A 19,185-nucleotide genomic window follows, 5' to 3' on the forward strand; every position below is an offset into this window, starting at 1 on the left:
CATGTCACAACCCGCCTGGCGGCGCGTGTCCGAAGGGGGACGAAAGGAGTTGGGATGACGCAGATCGTGGTGCTGGGGGCTGGGTACTCCGGGATGGTGGCGGCGCAGACGGCGGCGCGGCGGACGAAGGCGCGGGTGACGCTGGTGAACGCGCGGGAGACGTTCGTGGAGCGGGTGCGGATGCATGAGCTGGCTTCGGGGAAGGACCTGCGGGCGCGGCGGATCGTCGATCTGCTGGAGGGGACCGGGGTCGAGTTCGTGGTTGATCAGGTCGAGTATGTCGACGCCGAGCGGCGCGTGGTCGGGCTGACGAGTGGTGAGGTGGCGTACGACGTCCTGATCTATGCGTTGGGCAGCCGGGCGGATCTGGACTCGGTGGCCGGGGTGCGCGAGTACGCGTACACGGTGGCGGATGTGGACAGCGCGCGGGAGCTGTACGCGCGATTGCAGGCGCCGGGGTCGATCGCGGTGGCCGGCGGTGGGCTGACCGGGCTCGAAGCGGTGACCGAGCTCGCCGAGACCTACCCGGGCCGCGACATCCAGCTGGTAACCGCCGGCGGGCTGGGCGCGGCCGTCTCCGAGCGCGGACGCCGCCATCTGCACAAGGTCTTCGACCGCCTCGGCATCACCACCGTCGAGAACGCGCGCGTCGCCGCGGTCGACAGCGCCGGCCTGCAACTCGCGGACGGCGGCCGCGTGGATGCCGACGTGGTCGTCTGGACGACCGGCTTCGAAGTCCCTGAGATCGCCCAGAAGGCCGGTCTCGCCGTCGACGACCGCGGCCGGATCATCGTCGACCCGTCCCTCCAGTCGGTCTCGCACCCCGACGTCACCGCCGTCGGCGACGCCGCCGTCGTCCGCCCCAAAGGCGCCGACGAACTGCGCATGTCCTGCGCCACCGGCATCCCCATGGCCGGCCACGCCGTCCGCGCCGTCGCCGACCGCCTCGCCGGCCGAACCCCGCGCGCCCTCCGCTTCCGCTACTTCAACCAATGCATCAGCCTCGGCCGCCACGACGGCCTCATCCAGTTCGTCCACGCCGACGACTCCCCCCGCAAAGTAGTCCTCACCGGCCCCCTAGCCGCCAGATACAAAGAAAACATCGTCCGAGGCGCCCTCTACACCATGCGCAACCCCGCGCTGGCTCGCTTCAGCTGAGGGTCAGGAGGTCGCGGGTGGGGTGAAGGGGCCGGCGGGGAGGTCTACTTGGCGGAGGAGGTCGGCGAGGTTGTAGTAGTCGTCGAGGGTGGTGATGCGGTGGTGGCGGAGGGTGATGATGGTGGTGGCGGGGACGGCGAAGGATTTGCCGGCTGGGTTGTAGGGGGCGAAGGGGGTGTCTTCGGTGAAGGTGCCGGAGAAGGTCCAGACGACGGCGATGCGGTCGCCGGTGCTGATGGTGTCGTGGATGGTGACCTCGAGTGGGCGGATGCTGTCGCGGGTGAGCTCGACCCATTGCTTGGCGCCGGCGGGGCCGGTGAAGGTGGCTTGGAAGGCGTGGTCGGTGTAGGTGCTGTTGCGGGCGAAGAGCTTGCTCATGGCAACGGGGTCGGCGGTGTTCCAGGCGTTCGCCCATTGCTGGACGATGCGTGGGGTGTGGCGGCCGTGCTGGGACATGCTGGTTCCGTCCGGGACGGCGGTGGCGGGGGCGGCGGTCAGGGCGACGCCGGCGGTGAGGGTGAGGGCGGCGAGCAGGCGGGTGGTGCGAGACATGAGGGTGGTTCCTTTCAGGGGATGAGGACGACCTTGCCGGCGGCCGCGCCGGACTCGGCGTAGCGGACGGCGTCGGCGACGTCGGACAACGGGAAGGCGCGGGCGATCCGGGCGGTGAGGTCGCCGGCGGCGAGCTGGGCGAAGACGGCTTCGAGGTCGGCGCGGAGTTCGGCGCGGTGCTGAGCGAGGCGACGGCGGCCGGCCCAGAGGTTGAAGAAGGTGGCGGACTTACCGTTCGGCAGCAGGTTCCAGAGCACGAGCTTGCCGATCAGCGCCAGGATCGGGAGCCGTGCGTTGCCCTCCTGGTCGCGGGTCGCGGCGGTGCCGTAGGAGACCAGCGTCCCGCCCCGGCCGAGCATCGACCAGGACGTGTTGATCCCAGCGCCCCCAACGTGGTCGAAGACCGCCTTCACCCCCTCCGGCGCCAGCGCGGCAACCTCAGCGGCGACGTCACTCGCCCGGTCGATCGGCAGCGCGCCCAGCTCCCGCACGTACGGGAAGTGCCGCTTCGAGACCACGCCGATCACCTGCGCCCCGGCATGCCGAGCGAGCTGGACGAGCAGCGACCCGACGCCGCCGTTCGCACCGAGGACGACGACCGTGTCACCCCGGCCGACGCGAGTGATGGCGAGCATCCGCCGTGCGGTGACGCCGTTGACGATGACCGCCTCGGTCTCCTCCGCGCCGACGCCGTCCGGCACCAGCGCGAGGTCGGCGGTGTCGAGCACCAGCCGATCGGCCCAGCCACCCACCTTGGTGACGGCGGCGACCCGCTGCCCGACCGCGAACCCGGAGTCCCCGGCGCCGAGCGCCTCGATCACGCCGACGACGTCGTACCCGGGCACGAACGGGAACGGCGGCTGGTCGTAGTACTTACCCCGCCGCATCTGCTGCTCGGCGAACGAGACCCCGCTCGCCTCCATCCGGACCAGCGCCTGCCCGGCACCGAGCTCCGGCACCTCGGTCTGCCGCAACCGCAGCCCCTCCGGATCCACGATTCCCGGCAGTTCGACCTGGGTGATCATCCTTTTGCCTCCTCGAGAGCGTCCTGCTGTCGAGGTCAACGATGCCGCCGGGCCACCTGCCCGCGCGTCGGCGAGAATTACGTAGATCGCCTAGGTAGGCGAAGGCAGGAGAACCGACCGAATGCAGTTCGTGGCCCGCGCGAAGGAGCTGCACACGCTCGAGGCGCTCACCCAGGGAGCGGCCGGCGGCGCCGGCGGCGCGGTGGTCGTCCTCGGCGAGGCCGGGATCGGTAAGTCGACACTGATCGGCGCCGCGACCGAGCGGCTCACCGGCTGGACGCTCCTGCGCGCCGACGGCACCGAGTTCGAGCGCGACCTCCCGTACGCCGCGCTCCACCAGCTCTGCGCGCCCGTCATCGAGGCCCGCGCCGGCCTGCCCGACGTCCAGCGCCAGGCCCTCGAGTCCGTCTTCGGCCTGGCCGCCGGGACGACGCCGAGCCCGCTCCTCGTCGGGCTCGCCGTCCTCGGGCTGCTCAACGAGCTCCCGCAGCCGGTCTGCTGCGTGGTCGACGACGTCCAGTGGATCGACGACGGCACCCGTCAGGTACTCGGCTTCGTCGCCCGCCGGATCGCGGCCGAAGGGATCGCGATGATCCTCGCCGGCCGCCCCGACGGCGCCGGCTTCCCCGACCTCCCGCAGCTCCCGCTCACCGGGCTGGACGACCGCGACGCGCAGGCCCTGCTGCGGACGACGGGCCGCGCCGGGCTGGAGTCCGCCGTCCTCGACCGGATCCTGGCCGAGGCCCGCGGCAACCCGCTGGCCCTGCTCGAGTTCGATCCCGAACCCGACGCTCCTCGCACGGGCGTCGTCGAGGCGCTGCAGGCCGAGTTCACCCGCCGCGTACGCCGGTTGCCCACGGCAACTCAACAGCTGCTGGCCCTGGCCGCGGCCGAGCCGGTCGGCGACCTCGGTCTGCTCCGCCGTGCGGCCAAGCGGCTGGATCTCAACCCCACCGCCCTCTCCGAAGCAGAGGACGTCGGCCTGCTCACCCTCGGTCCGCGGCTGCGCTTCCGGCATCCGCTCGTCCGGGCCGCGGCGTACGAGTCGGCGACGCCCGGCACCCGGCGTACGCTGCATGCCGCCCTCGCCGACGCGACCGACGAACGGATCGACCCCGACCGCCGCGCCTGGCACCGCGCGCACGCCGTCATCGACACCGACCCGGACGTCGCCGCGGAGCTCGCCCAAGCCGCCGAGCGCACCCAGCTCCGTGGGGATTTCGCCTCCGCCGCAGCCTTCCTGGAGCGCGCTGCCCGCCTCACCCCCGCGCCCGTCGACCAGGCCACCCGGCTCCTCGCCGCCGCCCGCCTCCGGCTCAAGCTCGGCGCCTTCGACACCGCCCGCGAGCTGCTCACCGAGGCCGAGCGCCGTCCGCTGGACGCCGCGCAACGCGCCGAAGCTCGGCTGCAAGCCGCCCAGATCGACGTCCACCGCACCCGCAGCCCGGAGGCGACGACCGCGCTCGTCGCGGCCGCCGCCGACCTCGGCCCGGACGACGCGACCGGCACCTACATCGAGGCCTTCTCGGCGGCGATGTTCATCGACCGGCTCCCCGGCCGGTTGCGGCAGCTCGGCGTCCGGATCCGCGAGCAAGTCCCGCCGCGGGACCACCCACGCCCGCCCGACCTGCTCCTGGACGCGCTCCTCGACCAGGCGATGCTCCCGGTCGCCGACGCCGTCCCCGCGATGCGCCGCGCGGTGGACTCGTTCCGGACGCCGGAGCTCACCGACCCGTGGTGGATGGAACTCGTCTGCATGATGGCGCTCGACCTGCACGACTCGGAGGCGACCGACGAGATCGCCGCCCGGCAGGTCGAGCTGGCGCGCCGGCAGTCCGCGCTCGCGATCCTCCCGCAGGCGTTGAAGTTCCAGGCGATCGGCAAGACGATGTTCGGCCGGTTCGCCGAAGCGGAGGCCGGTCTGGCCGAGGCGAACGCCGTCGACGAAGCGGCCGGCAGCGTCAGCCTCGCCTTCGCCGATGTCATTCTCGCCGCCTGGCGCGGGAACGCCGACGAGTTCGACCAGCTGCGCTCGTCCATCCACGACCGCGTCGGCCGCGACGAGCTGGTCGCCGCGCTCTACGCCACCGCCGTCCTCCGCAACGGGCTCGGCGACTATCCGGCTGCCCTCGAAGCAGCCCGAACCGCTTACGCAGAACGAGAACGCGGCTCGTACGTCGTCTGGCCGCTCGCCGCCGAGTTCGTCGAGGCGGCCGCGCGCGCCGGGCAGCCCGCCGAGGCGACGCCCGCGCTCGAGCAGCTCGAAGCGCTGGCCCGCGCCAACCCCACGCCCTGGGCCGTCGCGCAGCATCACCTTGCGCAGGCGCTCAGCAATCCGACGGATGCCGAGCCGCACTACCGCGAGGCGATCGACCTGTTCGCGCAGACCGACGTCCGCGCGCAGCATGCACGAGCCCGGCTCGCGTACGGCGAATGGTTGCGCCGAGCCGGACGCCGAGCCGAGGCGCGCGTCGAGCTCCACGCCGCACACGAATCCCTGACGGCCATGGGCGCCGCCGCCTTCGCCGAACACGCCGCGCGCGAGCTGTCCGCGACCGGCCAGCGCCCGCGCCGCGAAGGGACGAATCCGCTCGACCAGTTGACCGCCCAAGAACGCTTGATCGCCAACCAGGTCGCGGGCGGTGCGACGTCCAAAGAGGTTGCCGCGACGCTCTTCCTCAGCCCACGCACGATCGACACCCACCTGCGCAACATCTTCCGCAAACTCGACATCACGTCCCGCCGCCAACTCCGGGAAGTGATCTGAGTCACACGAGTCGTGCATGGGTCGCCCGGCCCGTGGTGAGGTCGGGGAATGGACCTCCTCGAAGCAGCCGAACGACTCGGTCTCGCACCCCAGCCCTGGACCGAGTTTCCCCGAACCGACGGCGTCCAGCTGCCCGAACGGCCCGTTGACCTGCTCACGTACTGCGGGGTCGCCGAGGCCGATCAACAGGAGCTGCTCGCTGCCCGCCCGGATCCGGACCAGCACCCGGAGTGGTGGGCGCTGCTGTCCGCGATCGCCGGCAGCCTCGACCGCAACTGGGAGCGACCACTACCCCCGACCGGCTTCAAGTCGTGGCCGGTCGTCCCGGAGAACGCGTCCCCGGTCGGCATGTTCGCCTGGGCCTGGGCGCTGCTCTCGGTCGTCCCTCGACTGCTCGACACGCACGCACAGCGCGGCGTACCGGAACAGGTGACCAAGGCAACCATCGCGGCGTTGGGCGGCGTACTGCGCAGTCATCGCGAGGTATACGGCCGGCCGGGCGTCGGATTGATGCCGCTGTGGGGCCCGCCGCTGCGCTTCCGTTGTGCGGACTACGAGATCGGCCGGCTCAACTTCACCCGAACCCAGCTCGGCATCGGTTACGGCGTCTCCGGGCAGCTGCTGTCGATCCACATCCCGCCGACCGGCCCGCTCGACGCCACCACGGCCGGCGAGTCGATCGCCGCGGCCGCTGAGCTGTTTCCGCAGTGGTATCCGGATGAGCCGATCTACGCCTTCACCTGCCACTCCTGGCTGCTCGATCCACAACTGGCCGAGTATCTGCCCGCGGAGTCCAACCTCGTCCGCTTCCAGCAGCGCTTCACCCTCCTGCCGCACCTGCCGCCCGCGACCGCTTTCGAGGGTGATCACGAGCTCATGCGGCTCGCACTCCAACTCGACCCGCCGGTCGGAGCCCTGACCGCCGAAGATCTCGCCGCCGTCCCGCGCCGGACCACCTTGCAGCGCGCCTTCGCGGACCACTTGAGCGCGGGCCGGCACTTCCACCTCCGGACCGGAATGCTGACCGACTACGGACAGGATTCGACTCGACACCTTGAGTAATTCGGTTCAGTAGTGTTCGATTCTGGGTGTTTGGCTCCCTCCGCCCACGAACTGGGGTCGACCATGTCGCTACGCCGTGCCCTCCTGTCCACGCTCGCCGTCGTCCCGATGCTCGCGCTGTTGTCGGTGGCGCCCGCACCGGCGGCCGCGCCACCGCCGGACGTCTACAGCTATCTGGAGAATCCCGAGCTGGTCGCCGAGGGTCAGCAACCACCGCACGCAGAGCTGCGCCCGTACGCCGACCCGCGGCAGGCGATCCGGGCCGGCAAGGACACGCCGTGGACGCGTTCGCTCGACGGCGAGTGGCGGATCCGGATGGCCGACCGGCCGCAAGACGTGCCGACCGGGTTCCAGGCCGACGGGTACGACGTGAGCGGCTGGCCGACGGCCGACGTCCCGCACACCTGGCAGACCGACGGCCTGGATCACCCGATCTTCCGGAACATCCCGACCGAGATGTGGCCGGACGACCCGCCGCGGGTACCGCGCGACGTGAACCCGACGGCGGCGTACATCCGGAACTTCGACGTCCCCAAGGACTGGCGGGAGCGGCGGACGTTCCTGCGCTTCGAGGGCGTGACGAGCGCGTACTTCGTCTGGGTCAACGGTAAGTACGCCGGTTACGACCAAGGCGGCTACCTGCCCGCGGAGTTCGACGTCACGCCGCTGCTCAAACCCGGCCGGAACACGGTCGCGCTGCAGGTCCACCGCTGGTCGGCGGGCTCCCATCTCGAGGACTACGACCAGTGGCGGTTCGCGGGCATCTTCCGGTCGGTGTGGATGTACTCGACCCCCGACGTCCACGTTCAGGACGTCACGCTCAAGCCGAAGCTGGACCCGCAGTACCGCGACGGCGCGCTGAACGCCGAGATCGAGGTCGCCGGCGCCGCCGCGGGCTACTCGGTCCGCGCCGGACTGCACGATCCGTCCGGTCGTAAGGTCGCGACCGCAACAGGGACAGTTGCTGACGGCAAGGTCCTGCTCAGTACGCCGATCGCCGCGCCGGCCAAGTGGAGCGACGAGACGCCGAACGTCTACCGGGTCGTGGTCGAGCTGCTCGACCCGGCCGGCCGCGTCACCCACATCACCAGTCAGCCGACCGGCTTCCGGACGATCGAGATCAAGGACAAACAGCTCCTGGTCAACGGCAAACGCGTCCTGATCAAGGGCGTGAACCGCGCCGAGACCGACCCCGCGACCGGACGGCACGCGACCACCGGGCGGATGCTCGAGGACGTCGCACTGATGAAACAGCTCAACATCAACGCCGTCCGCACCTCGCACTACCCGAGCGATCCCTACTTCTACGACCTCGCCGACACCCGCGGCCTGTGGATCGCCGACGAGGTCGACATCGAGACCCACCACCACGACGGCTGCCCGAACAACTGCCTGGCCGAGCGGCCCGAGTGGCAGACCGCGTTCATGGACCGTTTCATCGGCATGGTCGAGCGGGACAAGAACCACCCGAGCGTCTTCCTCTGGGACACCGGGAACGAGGCCGGCCTCGGCAAGGCGCACTACTCGATGGCCGAGTGGGCCACCGCGAACGACCCGAGCCGCCCGCTCTACCACCAGTCCAACGGCCCGGACGGCGACGCTCCGTTCGCCCACGTCTGGGGGCCGCGCTACCCGTCGCCCGAAGGCCTGGAGTCGATGGCGCGGACCACAGAGAAGCCGATCATCATGGGCGAGTACGCGCATGCCAGCGGTAACGGCTTCGGCAACTTCAACGAGTTCTGGGACGTCGTCCGCCGCAATCCGGTGGTGCAGGGCGGCTTCATCTGGGACTGGGCCGATCAGAACCTGTACCAGCCGTTGCGCACCACGCCGGATGCCTCGGGCAACAAGATCATGGCCTGGCTGACCGGTCTGCCCGAGCAGGTCGAGGGTAAGCAGGGCACCGGGCTGTACCTGTCCAGCCTGGACGACTGGGTCGAGGTCTATCGCGATCGCGAGTTCGACAAGGTCCGGGACGAGCTGACCCTGGACACCTGGGTGAAACCGGACAGCTGGACCGGCGACTTCACGATGATTGCCAAGGGCAACCGGCAGTACTCACTGAAGATGGCCGACCAGAACACCCTGGAGTTCTTCGTCTACGGCGCCGGCGACTGGCACAGCGTGCGCGCCGCCGTCCCGGCGGACTGGCGTGGCAACTGGCACCGCGTCACCGGCACCTTCGACGGGCAAACCCTGCGACTGCTGCTGGACGGCAAGGAGATCGGCCGGACGGCGTGGGCCGGGACGATCGCCGCCTCCAGCGACCCGCTCAACATCGGCCGCAATCCGGATGCCCAGGAGAACCCGTCGACCCGACCGGCGCACGGCACCTTCGACAACGTCCGGATCTACCACCGCGCACTGACCGAGGCCGAGCTCGCGGCCGATCCGAAGACGACCGCCGTCCTCGCGCTCGATTTCGACGAGGTCGAAACCAAGGGCCGCTACGAGACGTACGGCGCCGGGCCGGGCGGCGTGGACGGTCTGGTGAACGCCGACCGGACTCTGCAGCCAGAGACCCGTGAGCTGGCGCACGTCCACGCGCCGATCCGGTTCACCCGGCCCGACGGTCGGCTGATCGTCACGAACGAGCGCGCCTTCGCCGGTACCGGCGACCTGCAGTTGCGCTGGTCTGTCGTCGAGGGCAACCGCACGCTGACCACCGGCCGACAGCCCTTGGACGTCGCCGCAGGCACCACCAAATCAATCCAACTGCCCGCGCTTCCCGCCAATCCGGACGGCCTGGAGCGATGGCTCAACGTCCAAGCAGTGTTAACGAAACCGACCAACTGGGCCCCGGCCGGGCATGTAGTCGCGCTCGGTCAGTTCGCGGTCGGCGGCAAGCAGCTGCGCGGCGTGACCTCGCCCGAGCCCACCGGCAGTCTGAACGTCCGTCAGGACGGCGCGAACACCGTCGTGTCGGGCCGCGACTTCACTTACACCTTCGACAAGACGACCGGCGCACTCGACTCGATGCGGGTCCGGGGTCAAGAACTCCTGAACCGCGGGCCGAAGCTGGACGTGTGGCGCGCACCGCTGTCGAACGAGATGTGGGGCGAGGCGGGCACCTGGCGTAACGCCGGTTTTGATCGCCTCACCACCACGGTCGACGACTTCGCCGTCGAGCAGACACCGGACGCCGTCACCGTGACCGCCCGCAGCACGGCCGCCGGAACCACTGATTCGTCGTTCCGGCAGACGATGACCTACACCGTGTCCGGGAACGGCGAGGTCCGGGTCTCGCATCGGGCCGATCCGCTCGGCAAGGCCCGTAACGTCCCGTACCTGCCGCGGCTCGGGTTCTCGCTGAAGGTGCCCGACAAGTTCGAGCAGTTCAGCTACTACGGTCGCGGCCCGGTCGAGAACTACCCGGACCGCGAGGCATCCACCCCCATCGGGGTCTACTCCTCCACGGTGGCCGACGAGTACTTCCCGTACGTACAACCACAGGAGCAGGGCAACCACGGCGACGTCCGCTGGGCGACGCTGACCGACGGTAAGTCGGGCGGCCTACTGGTGGCCGGCGATCTGAACGTCGCTGTCGATCAGTACGACGACGCCGACCGCGCGGTCTACCCACACGCACTGAAGCGCAACCAGGACGGTACGACACTGCACGTCAGCCATGCGGTCACCGGCGTCAGCGAGACCTTCCACGAGACGCTGCCGCAGTACCAGGTCGAGGCCGACCACGAGTACGTCTACTCCGTACTGCTCCGGCCGCTCAGCCGGGCGGAGGTTCGCACGGGTCTACCACACAACCAGCTCACCTGCACCCCCGACGTCACGCTGGTACCGAGCAAGGAGACGGTCGAGCCCGGGGAGAACGTCGACGCGACGCTGACCGTGACCAACCCCTGCCGAACCGCTCTGCCCGCCGGCTCGGCGACGCTCACCACCTCCCAAGGGTGGACGGTCGCGCCGCGGACGGTGCCGCTGAGCGCGCTCGCGCCGGGTAAGTCGGTGGTTGCGGTCGTCCAGATCACGCGTAGTGCCGACTCGCCGCGCGGCGTCCGGCCGGTCACTGTCGAGGTGCGGGCCGGACAAGCGACCGCCTTCGCATCGGCTCAGCTGGTCGGAGCGCCGACGCCGCCGCGCGGTGAGGTCGCCGTCAGCGCGCTGGACTTCCTCACTGTCCAGAACGGTTGGGGGCCGGTTGAGCGTGATCGGAGCAACGGCGAGGAGGGCGAGTCCGACGGTCGACCAATCACGATCGGCGGGACGACGTACGCCTCCGGGCTCGGTGTGCACGCGGAGTCCACGGTCGAGCTGTATCTGGGCGGTCACTGCACCTCGTTCACTGCGGACGTCGGTCTGGACGACGAAGTCGGCAACGCCGGTAGCGTCGAGTTCGAGGTCTACACCGACGGGACTCGGCGCTACGGCAGCGCCGTACTGACCGGAAACGACCAGGCGGTCCCGGTCGCGGTGGACGTCTCCGGAGCCAAGGTGTTGCGGCTGAAGGTCACCGCGGGCGCCAACGGGAACGCCCACGATCACGCCGACTGGGCCGCCGCGAAACTGAGCTGCACCCCGTGATGGCAAGATCAGTGCGTGCAGATCGGGTTACTCGGGCCGTTCGAGGTCCGTACGGACGACGGAACGGTCGCCGACGTCCCCGGTGCCCGGCTGCGCGGACTGCTGGCGGCACTCGCTCTGGAGGCCGGCCGCGTCGTCCCGAAATCGACGCTGGTCGACTGGATTTGGGGCGAGCAGCCGCCGTCCGATGCGGCGAACGCCTTGCAGCGGTTGGTTTCCCGGCTCCGAAAGGTCCTACCAGTCGAGGGAGTACCGGAGGGCTATCGGCTGCGCGTCGAGCCTGACGACGTCGACGCCGTCCGGTTCGAGCGGCTCGTCGGGCAGGGCGAGCTGCGCGCCGCGCTGAACTTATGGCGCGGCGCCGCGCTGCAGGAAGTCGGTCTGCAGGAGAGCGCCGCGTTCGATGCCGCAGTCACCCGGTTGGAGGGCCTGCGGCTGACCGTGGCCGAGGACTGGTACGACGCCGAGATCAGCCGGGGCCGTGGCGCCCCGCTGGTCAGCGAGCTGACCGACCTCGTTGCCGCACATCCTGTTCGGGAGCGGCTCGTCGGCGCGCTGCTGCGGGCGCTAGCCGCGAGCGGCCGCGAGTCCGAGGCGCTGCTGGTCTACGAACGCACCCGCGAGACCCTCGCCGACGAGCTGGGCGTCGACCCCTCCCCCGAGCTCGCCGCGCTGCACGTCGCACTCCTGCGCGGCGAGGTCGGCGGCCGCGAGGAGACCCCGAAGACCAACCTGCGCTCCGAGCTGACCACCTACGTCGGCAAGGACGACGACGTCGCAGCCGTCAGCGCACTCGTCAAGAGCCACCGCCTGACCACGCTGATCGGACCGGGCGGCTCCGGCAAGACCCGATTGGCTACCGAGGCCGCGCGAACACTCCTGCCCAGCCTGCCGGACGGCGCCCGCGTCGTCGAGCTGGCCGCGATCGGACCCGCGGACGACGTCGCCGCGGCCGCCCTCGCCGCGCTCGGCCATCGGGACGCGCTGCTCGGCGGCGCGCCGGACGCCGAGTCGGTCGACCGGATCATCACCGCGATCGGCGATCGCGAGCTGCTGCTGATCCTGGACAACTGCGAGCACGTGATCGAGTCGGCGGCGGCCTTCGCGCATCGGGTGCTTGGCGAGTGCCCACGGCTGCGCATCCTCGCGACCAGCCGGGAGCCACTCGGCATCACTGGTGAGGCGCTCTGGACGGTCGCGCCGCTGACACTCCCCGGGCCGGACGCCGATCCGGCGGTGATCGAGTCGGCGCCCGCCGTCCGGCTGCTGCGCGACCGGGCGAGCGCCGTCCGCAAGGATCTCGGGACCGACGCGGCGACGCTCGCCACGATGGCACGGGTCTGTCGTGCGCTCGACGGGATGCCGCTGGCGATCGAGCTCGCCGCCGCTCGGCTGCGCACGATGACGCTCGATCAGCTCGCGCATCGGCTCGACGATCTCTTCCGGCTGCTGACCGGTGGCAGCCGGACGGCGCTACCGCGGCACCGCACCTTGCGCGCGGTGATCGACTGGAGCTGGGAGCTGCTCAGCGAACCCGAGCGGACCGTCCTGCGCCGGCTGTCGGCTTTCGCCGGCGGAGCGAGCCTGGAGGCGGCCGAACAGGTCTGCGCCGACGACCCGATCGACGTCCTCGAGCTACTCACCGCGCTCACCGAGAAGTCGCTAGTCGTTGCTGAGGGCAATGATGCGCCGCGGTACCGGATGCTCGGCATGGTCAAGGAGTACGCCGAGCAGCGGCTCGCCGAGGCCGGTGAGGCCGAGCCGGCCCGGCGTGCGCATCTGACCTACTTCACCGAGCTGGCCGAGACGGCCGACCCGCATCTGCGCCGTGGTGAGCAGCTGACCTGGCTCGCGATCCTCGAGGCCGAGCACGACAACCTGACCGCCGCGATGCGCGGCGCGTTGGCGGCCGGGGAGGCGGAGCCCGCGATGCGGCTGGCCGCGGCCGCGTGCTGGTACTGGTGGCTGGCCGGGCATCGGGCCGAGGGCAGCGAGTTCCTGATGGCGGCGACCGCGCTGCCGGGCGAGGCGGCCGACGAGATCCAGGCCATCGTGCTCTCGTTCGTGGTCGGGTTCATGTCATCGGGGCGGGGCGACCAGTTCGACGCAGCGGAATGGATCCAGCGCCTGTTCCAGCTGAGTCGCGAGGTGCAGAGCGCGCACCCCGCCGTACGGTTCGCGGGTGCGCTAGAAGGTCTACTGCACGATTCGGATGCCTTCATGCCGGCGTTCGAGTCGCTGCTGACCGACGACGATCCGTGGGTCGGCGCGCTGGCGCGACTACAGCTGGGCAAACAACTCGGGCAGCTCGGTGACGGGAGCCGGCGGGCGGACGCATACCTGGAGGAGGCGGTCGCCGAGTTCCGCGCGGTCGGCGAACGCTGGGGGACCGCCTTCGCGCTGACCGAGCTGGCGGACCGGATCGCCGTCCGCGGTGAGTTCGTCAACGCGGCGGAGTACTACGAGCAGGCCGCCGTCGTGGTCACCGAAGTCGGCGCGATCGAGGATCTGCTGCGGATGCGGTCGCGGCAGGCGCAGCTGTACTGGCTGGCCGGGGATCAGGCGGCGAGTACGGCGGCCATCGCGCAGGCCGAGCGGGTCGCCCGCGTGGTCGCGTGGCCCGAGGCTCGCGCCGAGCTGGCCCTGGCAAAGGCGGAGATCGCGCGCTGGAACGGCGACACGGCCGAGGCCCGACGACAGCTGGACGTCGCCGCGGCCGACGTCCCGGCAGCGGTTGGTCAGGCCGGAATGCAGAGCGTGATCGACAGCACGCTCGGGTACGTCACCGATGATCTGGAGCAGGCCCGGAGGTACTACGCGGGCGTATTCGAGGCGGTTGCCGACCGATCGCCGTTGATGGTCGCGCAGATCCTCGTCGGGGTCGCAGATCTCGCGCTGCGCGACGAGGAGTTCGCGCAAGCGGCCCGGCTGCTGGCGGCCGGGCACCGCGTCCGCGGACTGCGCGACCGCTCGACCCCGGATGTCGATCGGATCGAGCAGGAGGCGCGGCGCCGCCTCGGCGACCAGAGGTTCACCGAGGCGACGCAGGAAGGGACGGACGCCGACTGGCGGGAGCTGGCCGCCGTCACGCTTGCTTCTTGAACGTCGACGACGCCCAGAAGTAGCCGACCAGCAGGATCCCGACCAGCCAGGCCAGCGCCGGAATCAGGTCGCCCGCCGCCGGTACGCCATTCAGGAGGCCGCGAAGCGCCTCGATGATCGAGGTGAACGGCTGGTACTCGGCGAACTGCTTGACGCCCGGGCCCATCTTGTCGGCCGGGACGATCGCGCTGCTGAAGAACGGCAGCATGATCAGCGGCACCGTGACGAGACCGGCCGTCTCCGGCGTCTTCGCGACCAGGCCGAGCGCGACCGTGATCCAGCTGGTCGCGAGGCTGAGCAACAGCACGATGCCGATCACCGCGAGCCACTGGACGAAGCTCGCCGCCGGGTCGAACCCGAGCAGAAAGGCAACCCCCACGATCGCGACGACCGCGATCAGGTTGGTCAGCATGCTCGCGATCACATGCCCGGTCAGGACGGCGTTCGGCGGGACGTCCATCACCTTGAACCGGTTGATGATGCCCTTGGTCTTGTCGGCGTTCACGGCCAGCGAGACCGAGCCGAGGCCGTAGCAGACGGCCAGCAGGAGCAGGCCGGGCGTCGCGTAGTCCACATAGTCGACGCCGACGCTGAACGCATCACCGAGCATGTAGACGAACATCAGCATCACGACGATCGGCATCAGCACCGCGTTGAAGACCGACGTGGGGTTGCGGGCGATGTGCTTCAGGTTGCGGCGCAGCATCACGATCGAGTGGGACTTCATTTCGCGGTCACCTCCGTGGTGTGACCCGTCAGGGCCAGGAAGACGTCGTCGAGATCAGGGGTGTGGACGGAGAACTCCTCGGCGTCGAGCTCCCACTCGTCGAGTTTGTCGAGCAGCGCCCGGACGGACTTGGTCCGGCCGTCGCTGGGGACGCGCAGGACCAGCTCGCTCTCGTCCGCGGTCGAGCCGTCGAGGATCCGGGCCGCGGTGTCGAGCTCGTCGGCATTGGCGAACCGGAAGCGGACATGCGTACCGGGGATCCGGCGCTTGAGCTCCTCGGGGGTGCCCTCGGCAACGATCTTGCCGCCGTCCAGGACGGCGACCCGGTGCGCGAGCTGGTCGGCCTCCTCCAGGTACTGCGTGGTGAGCAGGATCGTGACGCCCTCGGCGACCAGGTCCCGGATGATCGTCCACATCGTCCGCCGGCTGCGCGGGTCCAGGCCGGTGGTCGGCTCGTCGAGGAAGATGATTTTCGGGCTGCCGACCAGCGTCATCGCGAGGTCGAGTTTGCGGCGCATGCCGCCGGAGTACGTCGAGGACTGCTGATCGGCCGCCGCGGTGAGCTCGAAGCGGTCCAGCAGACCGGCGATGACCGCCGGGTCGGCGGCCGGGGTCAGGTCGACCATCAGCTGGAGGTTCTCGCGGCCGGTCAGCAACTCGTCGACGGCCGCGAACTGGCCGGTCACGCCGATCGCCTTCCGCACCGCCTTGGCGTCGGCGGCGACGTCGTACCCGGCCACCCGGACGGCGCCGCCGTCCGCCTTGGTGAGCGTGGTCAACACGTTCACGGTCGTGGTCTTACCGGCGCCGTTCGGGCCGAGCAGCGCGAAGATGGTCCCCGCGGGGACGTCGAGGTCGATACCGTCGAGGACGACCTTGTCCTGATAAGCCTTCCGGAGTCCGGAGGCGGTGATCGCTGAGCCTGTCATGGCTCCAAGGTGCCGGGAGGCCCTGACACTGCCCTGACACGGCCCGAACACCCGTGTCAGCGGGTCCGCCGGAGTACCGTCGGCTCATGGCCTCTCGGATCAGCGAGCTCATCCTGCAGGCGCGCGATCCGGAGCCGCTCGCGGCGTTCTGGTGCGCCGTCCTGGACTTCGAGATCATCGACCGGGAGGGCGCGGACGTCGTGATCGGGCCCCCGGACGGCTTCGGCGGGCTGCAGCCGACGCTCATCCTGGCCAAGGCCGACGCGCCGGACCCGGCGAACCTGCGGCTGCACCTCGACGTCAGCCCGACCGACCGCTCACAGGACGCCGAGCTGGGCCGCCTGCTCGCCCTCGGCGCCCGGCACGCCGACGTCGGCCAGACCGGCGCCGAACCCTGGCACGTCCTGGCCGACCCGGAGGGCAACACCTTCTGCCTGCTCCGCGACCGGCTCGGCAGTCACGGCTGACGCAGGATCTTCGCCATCGCCTTACCGCGCGCCAACTCGTCCACGAGCTTGTCCATGTACCGGATCTCCCGCATCAGCGGATCCTCGATCTCCTCGACCCGGATCCCGCAGATCACGCCCTTGACCAGCACCCGATCCGGATTCGGCCGCGGCGCCTCGGTGATGAACGTCTCCAGGTCGACCTCCTTGGCGAGCTGCGCCTCCAGCCCGTCCTGGGTGTAGCCGAGCAGCCAGCGCAGGACCTCGTCGACCTCCGCCTTGGTCCGCCCCTTCTTCTCCGCCTTCTGCAGGTACAGCGGGTAGATGCTCGCGAAGCTGATCCCGTAGATCCGGTGTTTCGCCATGTCTCATTCTCCATAACGGCGCTGATGGGCGGGGGTCACCAGTAGGTGGCTGGGCCTCGGAGGGTCCAGCCGACTTCGGCTTCAGTTAGATGGAAGCCGAGGGCTACCTCGAGGGGGCGGGAGTGATGGGTGAGGTGGAGCAGGAAGGTGGTGTCGGCGTAGCCCCAGGCGATGTGGTCGAAGGCCAGGGGGTCGAGCCAGGTGAGGTCTTGGTGCCATTCGCCGGCTGCGACGCGGGCGTCGGCGGTCTCGAGGTCTTCGATGCCGACCGACTCGCGCCAGAGGCCTTTGAGGACGTGCGGCATCGGGTTGTGGTCGATGAGCTGCTCGGCGGCGGCGAGTTGGGCGGATCGGAGGAGCGCGACGTACTCGTGGACGACGGGTTCAACGTCGCTACGGGTGGGTTGCTCGGGCCAGGTCTTCATCGGTCGTCACTGTAATTGCGATGACGGGTGGAGGCGGGATTGGGAGACTGGGCGGGTGGACGAGGTCGCGGTGGTGGTGGCGCACAGTGAGCGGGCGACGTTGCGGGTGGGCGACGTCTTCTTGAAGGTGGACGGCGATGCGCGGCGGCTCGAGGTCGAGGTCGCGGCGATGGAGCTGGCGCCGCTGCCCACTCCGACAGTGTTGTGGCAGCAGCCCTCCGTCCTCGCGCTGAACTTGGTACCGGGGACGGCGCTCGGCGTGCTTGGCGAACCGTCGAAGGCTTCGGCGGCGGCGTGGGCCGCGGCGGGCGCGGCCGTGCGCGAGCTGCATGAGGCGCCCTTGCCGCCGTGGACTGGGCCGAGCGACGAGGAGATCGCCGCGCAGCTGGACGGCGAATGCGAGTGGCTGATCGCGAACGACGTCCTGCCCGCGGAGCTGGTCCGGCGCAATCGTGAGATCGCGTCGGCCGCCTTCCGCCCGTTGACGCCGTCCTTCATCCACGGCGACCTCCAGATCACGCACATCTTCGTCGACGACGACCAGGTCACCGGCGTGATCGACTGGTCGGAGGGCCGGCAGGGCGATGCCATGTTCGACCTCGCCACCCTCACCCTCGGGCACGCCGAACGCCTCCCCGACCTGCTGGCCGGCTACGGCCACGACGTCGACCTCGACGCCATCCGCGCGTGGTGGTCCCTCCGCAGCCTCAGCGCCGCCCGCTGGCTCATCGACCACGGCTTCGATCCCAACGAGCCCGGCTGCGAGTTCGACGTCCTCCGCGGCAAACTCTCCGTGTGATCTTCCTGAACGGCAGCTACGGCGTAGGCAAGTCGTCCACCCTCGACCACCTGGGCGACCTCCTCGCCGCCGCCGGCCGCCCCTTCAGCCTGATGGACGTCGACTGGTTCCACCGCTCCTGGCCGCCCGCCGACCCGGACAACGCCCAGATCGAAGCCGACAATCTCACCGCGGTCTGGAAGAACTACCAGTCGGCGGGCCCACGGCAGCTGGTCATCTGCGGCGTGATCTCAACCCCGGCGGCCAAAGCGCGCTATGAGGCGGCCCTCGGCAGCCCACTTCGTTCGGTGCGCCTCACCGCGGACCCGGCGACCACCGAGCGCCGCCTGCGCGGCCGCTACTCCGCGAGCCAAACCCAAGCCCTGCAATGGCATCTGGAGCGGTACGCCGAGCTGGCGGCCCGCCTCGCGGCCGCGGACCTGGACGAACTGGTGATCGACACCAGCCGACTCCGGCCGCATGAAGTTGCCGAACGCATCGGTCGGCACTTTGGCGTCGCTAAGGACATGACGTAGATGGGTACGTATAGCGGCGTTTACGCCTGAGGCCGGCGCAGCGCGGGGCTGATTGACCGACTACCTCCTGTCGTTCGCGTCGTCGTACTCGTCGTGGTGGCGGAGCCACGCCATCGTCGGGGTTTGCGGGCGGCCGGGCGGGGTGTCTTCCCACTCCTCTTGCCGGCCGAAGGGCGTGAGATCGAGCAGGTTGAGGTCGGGGCGGAGGCGGTCGACGCCGCGGGCCTGGGTCAGGTAGGTGCGGTAGATGTCGGCGCCGTCGCGGAGGAAGACGCTCAGCCCGAATCCGCCGTCCAGGCCGCAGTCGGTGGCGAACGTCGTACCGCGGGAGGAGTAGAACGGCATCGTCCAACCCATCCGCCGCCGCCAGCCGAACAGCTGCTCGGCCGGCATATCCGAGACGACGACGAACGTCGTGTCCCGCGCGTTCAGATGCGCCAAATGGCCGATGTTGTCGACGAAACTCGAGCATCCGTTGCAGTACTCATCCGGGCCAAGATCCATCATCTGGTAGACGATCAGCTGCCGCCGTCCCTCGAACAGCTCCCCCAGCCCCGCCGTCCCATCCACACCCTCGAACGCGTACTCACCAAACCGAACCATCGGCAACCGCCGCCGCTCCGCCGCCAGCTCGTCGAGCGCCCGCGTCAGCGCCTTCTCCTTCACCAGCAACGCATCCCGCTCCCGCTGCCACTCCTCCGCACTGACCACCTCAGGCAACATCCAAACCACTCCCGGTCCACGATCGGCCACGTCAGCCGCCCGGTACCC

Annotated in this window: 15 protein-coding genes; 8 read left to right on the forward strand and 7 right to left on the reverse strand. The window is 70.2% G+C overall.

Going from position 1 to position 19,185, the window contains the following annotated elements:
- Positions 1-54 precede the first annotated feature (54 nt).
- Positions 55-1,158 carry an NAD(P)/FAD-dependent oxidoreductase gene (locus ACZ6ZD_RS20195; protein WP_465674245.1) on the forward strand — a complete coding sequence of 368 codons (1,104 nt, stop codon included), beginning with the start codon at positions 55-57 and terminating at the stop codon, positions 1,156-1,158.
- Positions 1,159-1,161: 3 nt separating this feature from the next.
- On the opposite strand, the gene ACZ6ZD_RS20200 is transcribed toward ACZ6ZD_RS20195, so the two are convergent.
- Positions 1,162-1,710 (reverse strand): nuclear transport factor 2 family protein, encoded by a 549-nt coding sequence (locus ACZ6ZD_RS20200; protein ID WP_465674247.1) that lies wholly within the window; start codon positions 1,708-1,710, stop codon positions 1,162-1,164.
- Positions 1,711-1,724: 14 nt separating this feature from the next.
- Positions 1,725-2,735 carry a medium chain dehydrogenase/reductase family protein gene (locus ACZ6ZD_RS20205; RefSeq protein WP_465674249.1) on the reverse strand — a complete coding sequence of 337 codons (1,011 nt, stop codon included), beginning with the start codon at positions 2,733-2,735 and terminating at the stop codon, positions 1,725-1,727.
- Between the two features lie 121 nt (positions 2,736-2,856).
- Between ACZ6ZD_RS20205 and ACZ6ZD_RS20210 the strand changes: the two genes are divergently transcribed.
- The 4 genes from ACZ6ZD_RS20210 to ACZ6ZD_RS20225 all read left to right on the forward strand — a co-directional run bounded on the left by ACZ6ZD_RS20210 (position 2,857) and on the right by ACZ6ZD_RS20225 (position 14,208).
- Positions 2,857-5,502, forward strand: coding sequence for a helix-turn-helix transcriptional regulator (locus ACZ6ZD_RS20210; protein WP_465674251.1), 2,646 nt, complete (start codon positions 2,857-2,859; stop codon positions 5,500-5,502).
- Between the two features lie 48 nt (positions 5,503-5,550).
- Positions 5,551-6,564, forward strand: coding sequence for an acyltransferase domain-containing protein (locus tag ACZ6ZD_RS20215; RefSeq protein WP_465674253.1), 1,014 nt, complete (start codon positions 5,551-5,553; stop codon positions 6,562-6,564).
- Between the two features lie 63 nt (positions 6,565-6,627).
- Positions 6,628-11,106 (forward strand): glycoside hydrolase family 2 TIM barrel-domain containing protein, encoded by a 4,479-nt coding sequence (locus ACZ6ZD_RS20220; RefSeq protein WP_465674255.1) that lies wholly within the window; start codon positions 6,628-6,630, stop codon positions 11,104-11,106.
- Between the two features lie 15 nt (positions 11,107-11,121).
- Positions 11,122-14,208 (forward strand): BTAD domain-containing putative transcriptional regulator, encoded by a 3,087-nt coding sequence (locus ACZ6ZD_RS20225; protein WP_465674257.1) that lies wholly within the window; start codon positions 11,122-11,124, stop codon positions 14,206-14,208.
- Here the strand turns inward: ACZ6ZD_RS20225 and ACZ6ZD_RS20230 are convergent.
- Entirely contained in the window at positions 14,192-14,935 is a 744-nt protein-coding gene (locus ACZ6ZD_RS20230; RefSeq protein ID WP_465674259.1) for an ABC transporter permease, read from the reverse strand. The genes ACZ6ZD_RS20225 and ACZ6ZD_RS20230 overlap by 17 nt on opposite strands.
- Positions 14,932-15,864: an ATP-binding cassette domain-containing protein gene (locus tag ACZ6ZD_RS20235; protein ID WP_465674261.1), complete on the reverse strand. Its 933-nt coding sequence runs from the start codon at positions 15,862-15,864 to the stop codon at positions 14,932-14,934. Before ACZ6ZD_RS20235 ends, ACZ6ZD_RS20230 begins: the two co-directional genes overlap by 4 nt.
- 86 nt (positions 15,865-15,950) lie before the next feature.
- Between ACZ6ZD_RS20235 and ACZ6ZD_RS20240 the strand changes: the two genes are divergently transcribed.
- Entirely contained in the window at positions 15,951-16,331 is a 381-nt protein-coding gene (locus ACZ6ZD_RS20240) for a VOC family protein (RefSeq protein ID WP_465674263.1), read from the forward strand.
- Here the strand turns inward: ACZ6ZD_RS20240 and ACZ6ZD_RS20245 are convergent.
- The gene (locus tag ACZ6ZD_RS20245; protein WP_465674265.1) at positions 16,322-16,675 is read right to left on the reverse strand and encodes a DUF2200 domain-containing protein; all 354 of its coding nucleotides are present in this window, start codon (positions 16,673-16,675) and stop codon (positions 16,322-16,324) included. The two genes, ACZ6ZD_RS20240 and ACZ6ZD_RS20245, sit on opposite strands and share 10 nt — an antisense overlap.
- A gap of 35 nt (positions 16,676-16,710) precedes the next feature.
- Positions 16,711-17,100, reverse strand: a complete 390-nt coding sequence (locus ACZ6ZD_RS20250; RefSeq protein WP_465674267.1) for a hypothetical protein — start codon at positions 17,098-17,100, stop codon at positions 16,711-16,713.
- 55 nt (positions 17,101-17,155) lie between these two features.
- On the opposite strand from ACZ6ZD_RS20250, the gene ACZ6ZD_RS20255 reads away from it, so the two are divergent.
- Together ACZ6ZD_RS20255 and ACZ6ZD_RS20260 are read left to right on the forward strand one after the other, a co-directional pair.
- Positions 17,156-17,899, forward strand: a complete 744-nt coding sequence (locus tag ACZ6ZD_RS20255) for a phosphotransferase family protein (RefSeq protein WP_465674268.1) — start codon at positions 17,156-17,158, stop codon at positions 17,897-17,899.
- Complete coding sequence (locus tag ACZ6ZD_RS20260) at positions 17,896-18,414, forward strand: hypothetical protein (RefSeq protein ID WP_465674270.1); 519 nt, start codon at positions 17,896-17,898, stop codon at positions 18,412-18,414. The genes ACZ6ZD_RS20255 and ACZ6ZD_RS20260 overlap by 4 nt, the downstream gene beginning before the upstream one ends.
- A gap of 60 nt (positions 18,415-18,474) precedes the next feature.
- On the opposite strand, the gene ACZ6ZD_RS20265 is transcribed toward ACZ6ZD_RS20260, so the two are convergent.
- Positions 18,475-19,137 carry a DUF899 domain-containing protein gene (locus tag ACZ6ZD_RS20265; protein ID WP_465674272.1) on the reverse strand — a complete coding sequence of 221 codons (663 nt, stop codon included), beginning with the start codon at positions 19,135-19,137 and terminating at the stop codon, positions 18,475-18,477.
- Positions 19,138-19,185 lie beyond the last annotated feature (48 nt).

The sequence above is a fragment of the Kribbella sp. NPDC104218 genome (assembly GCF_055584105.1).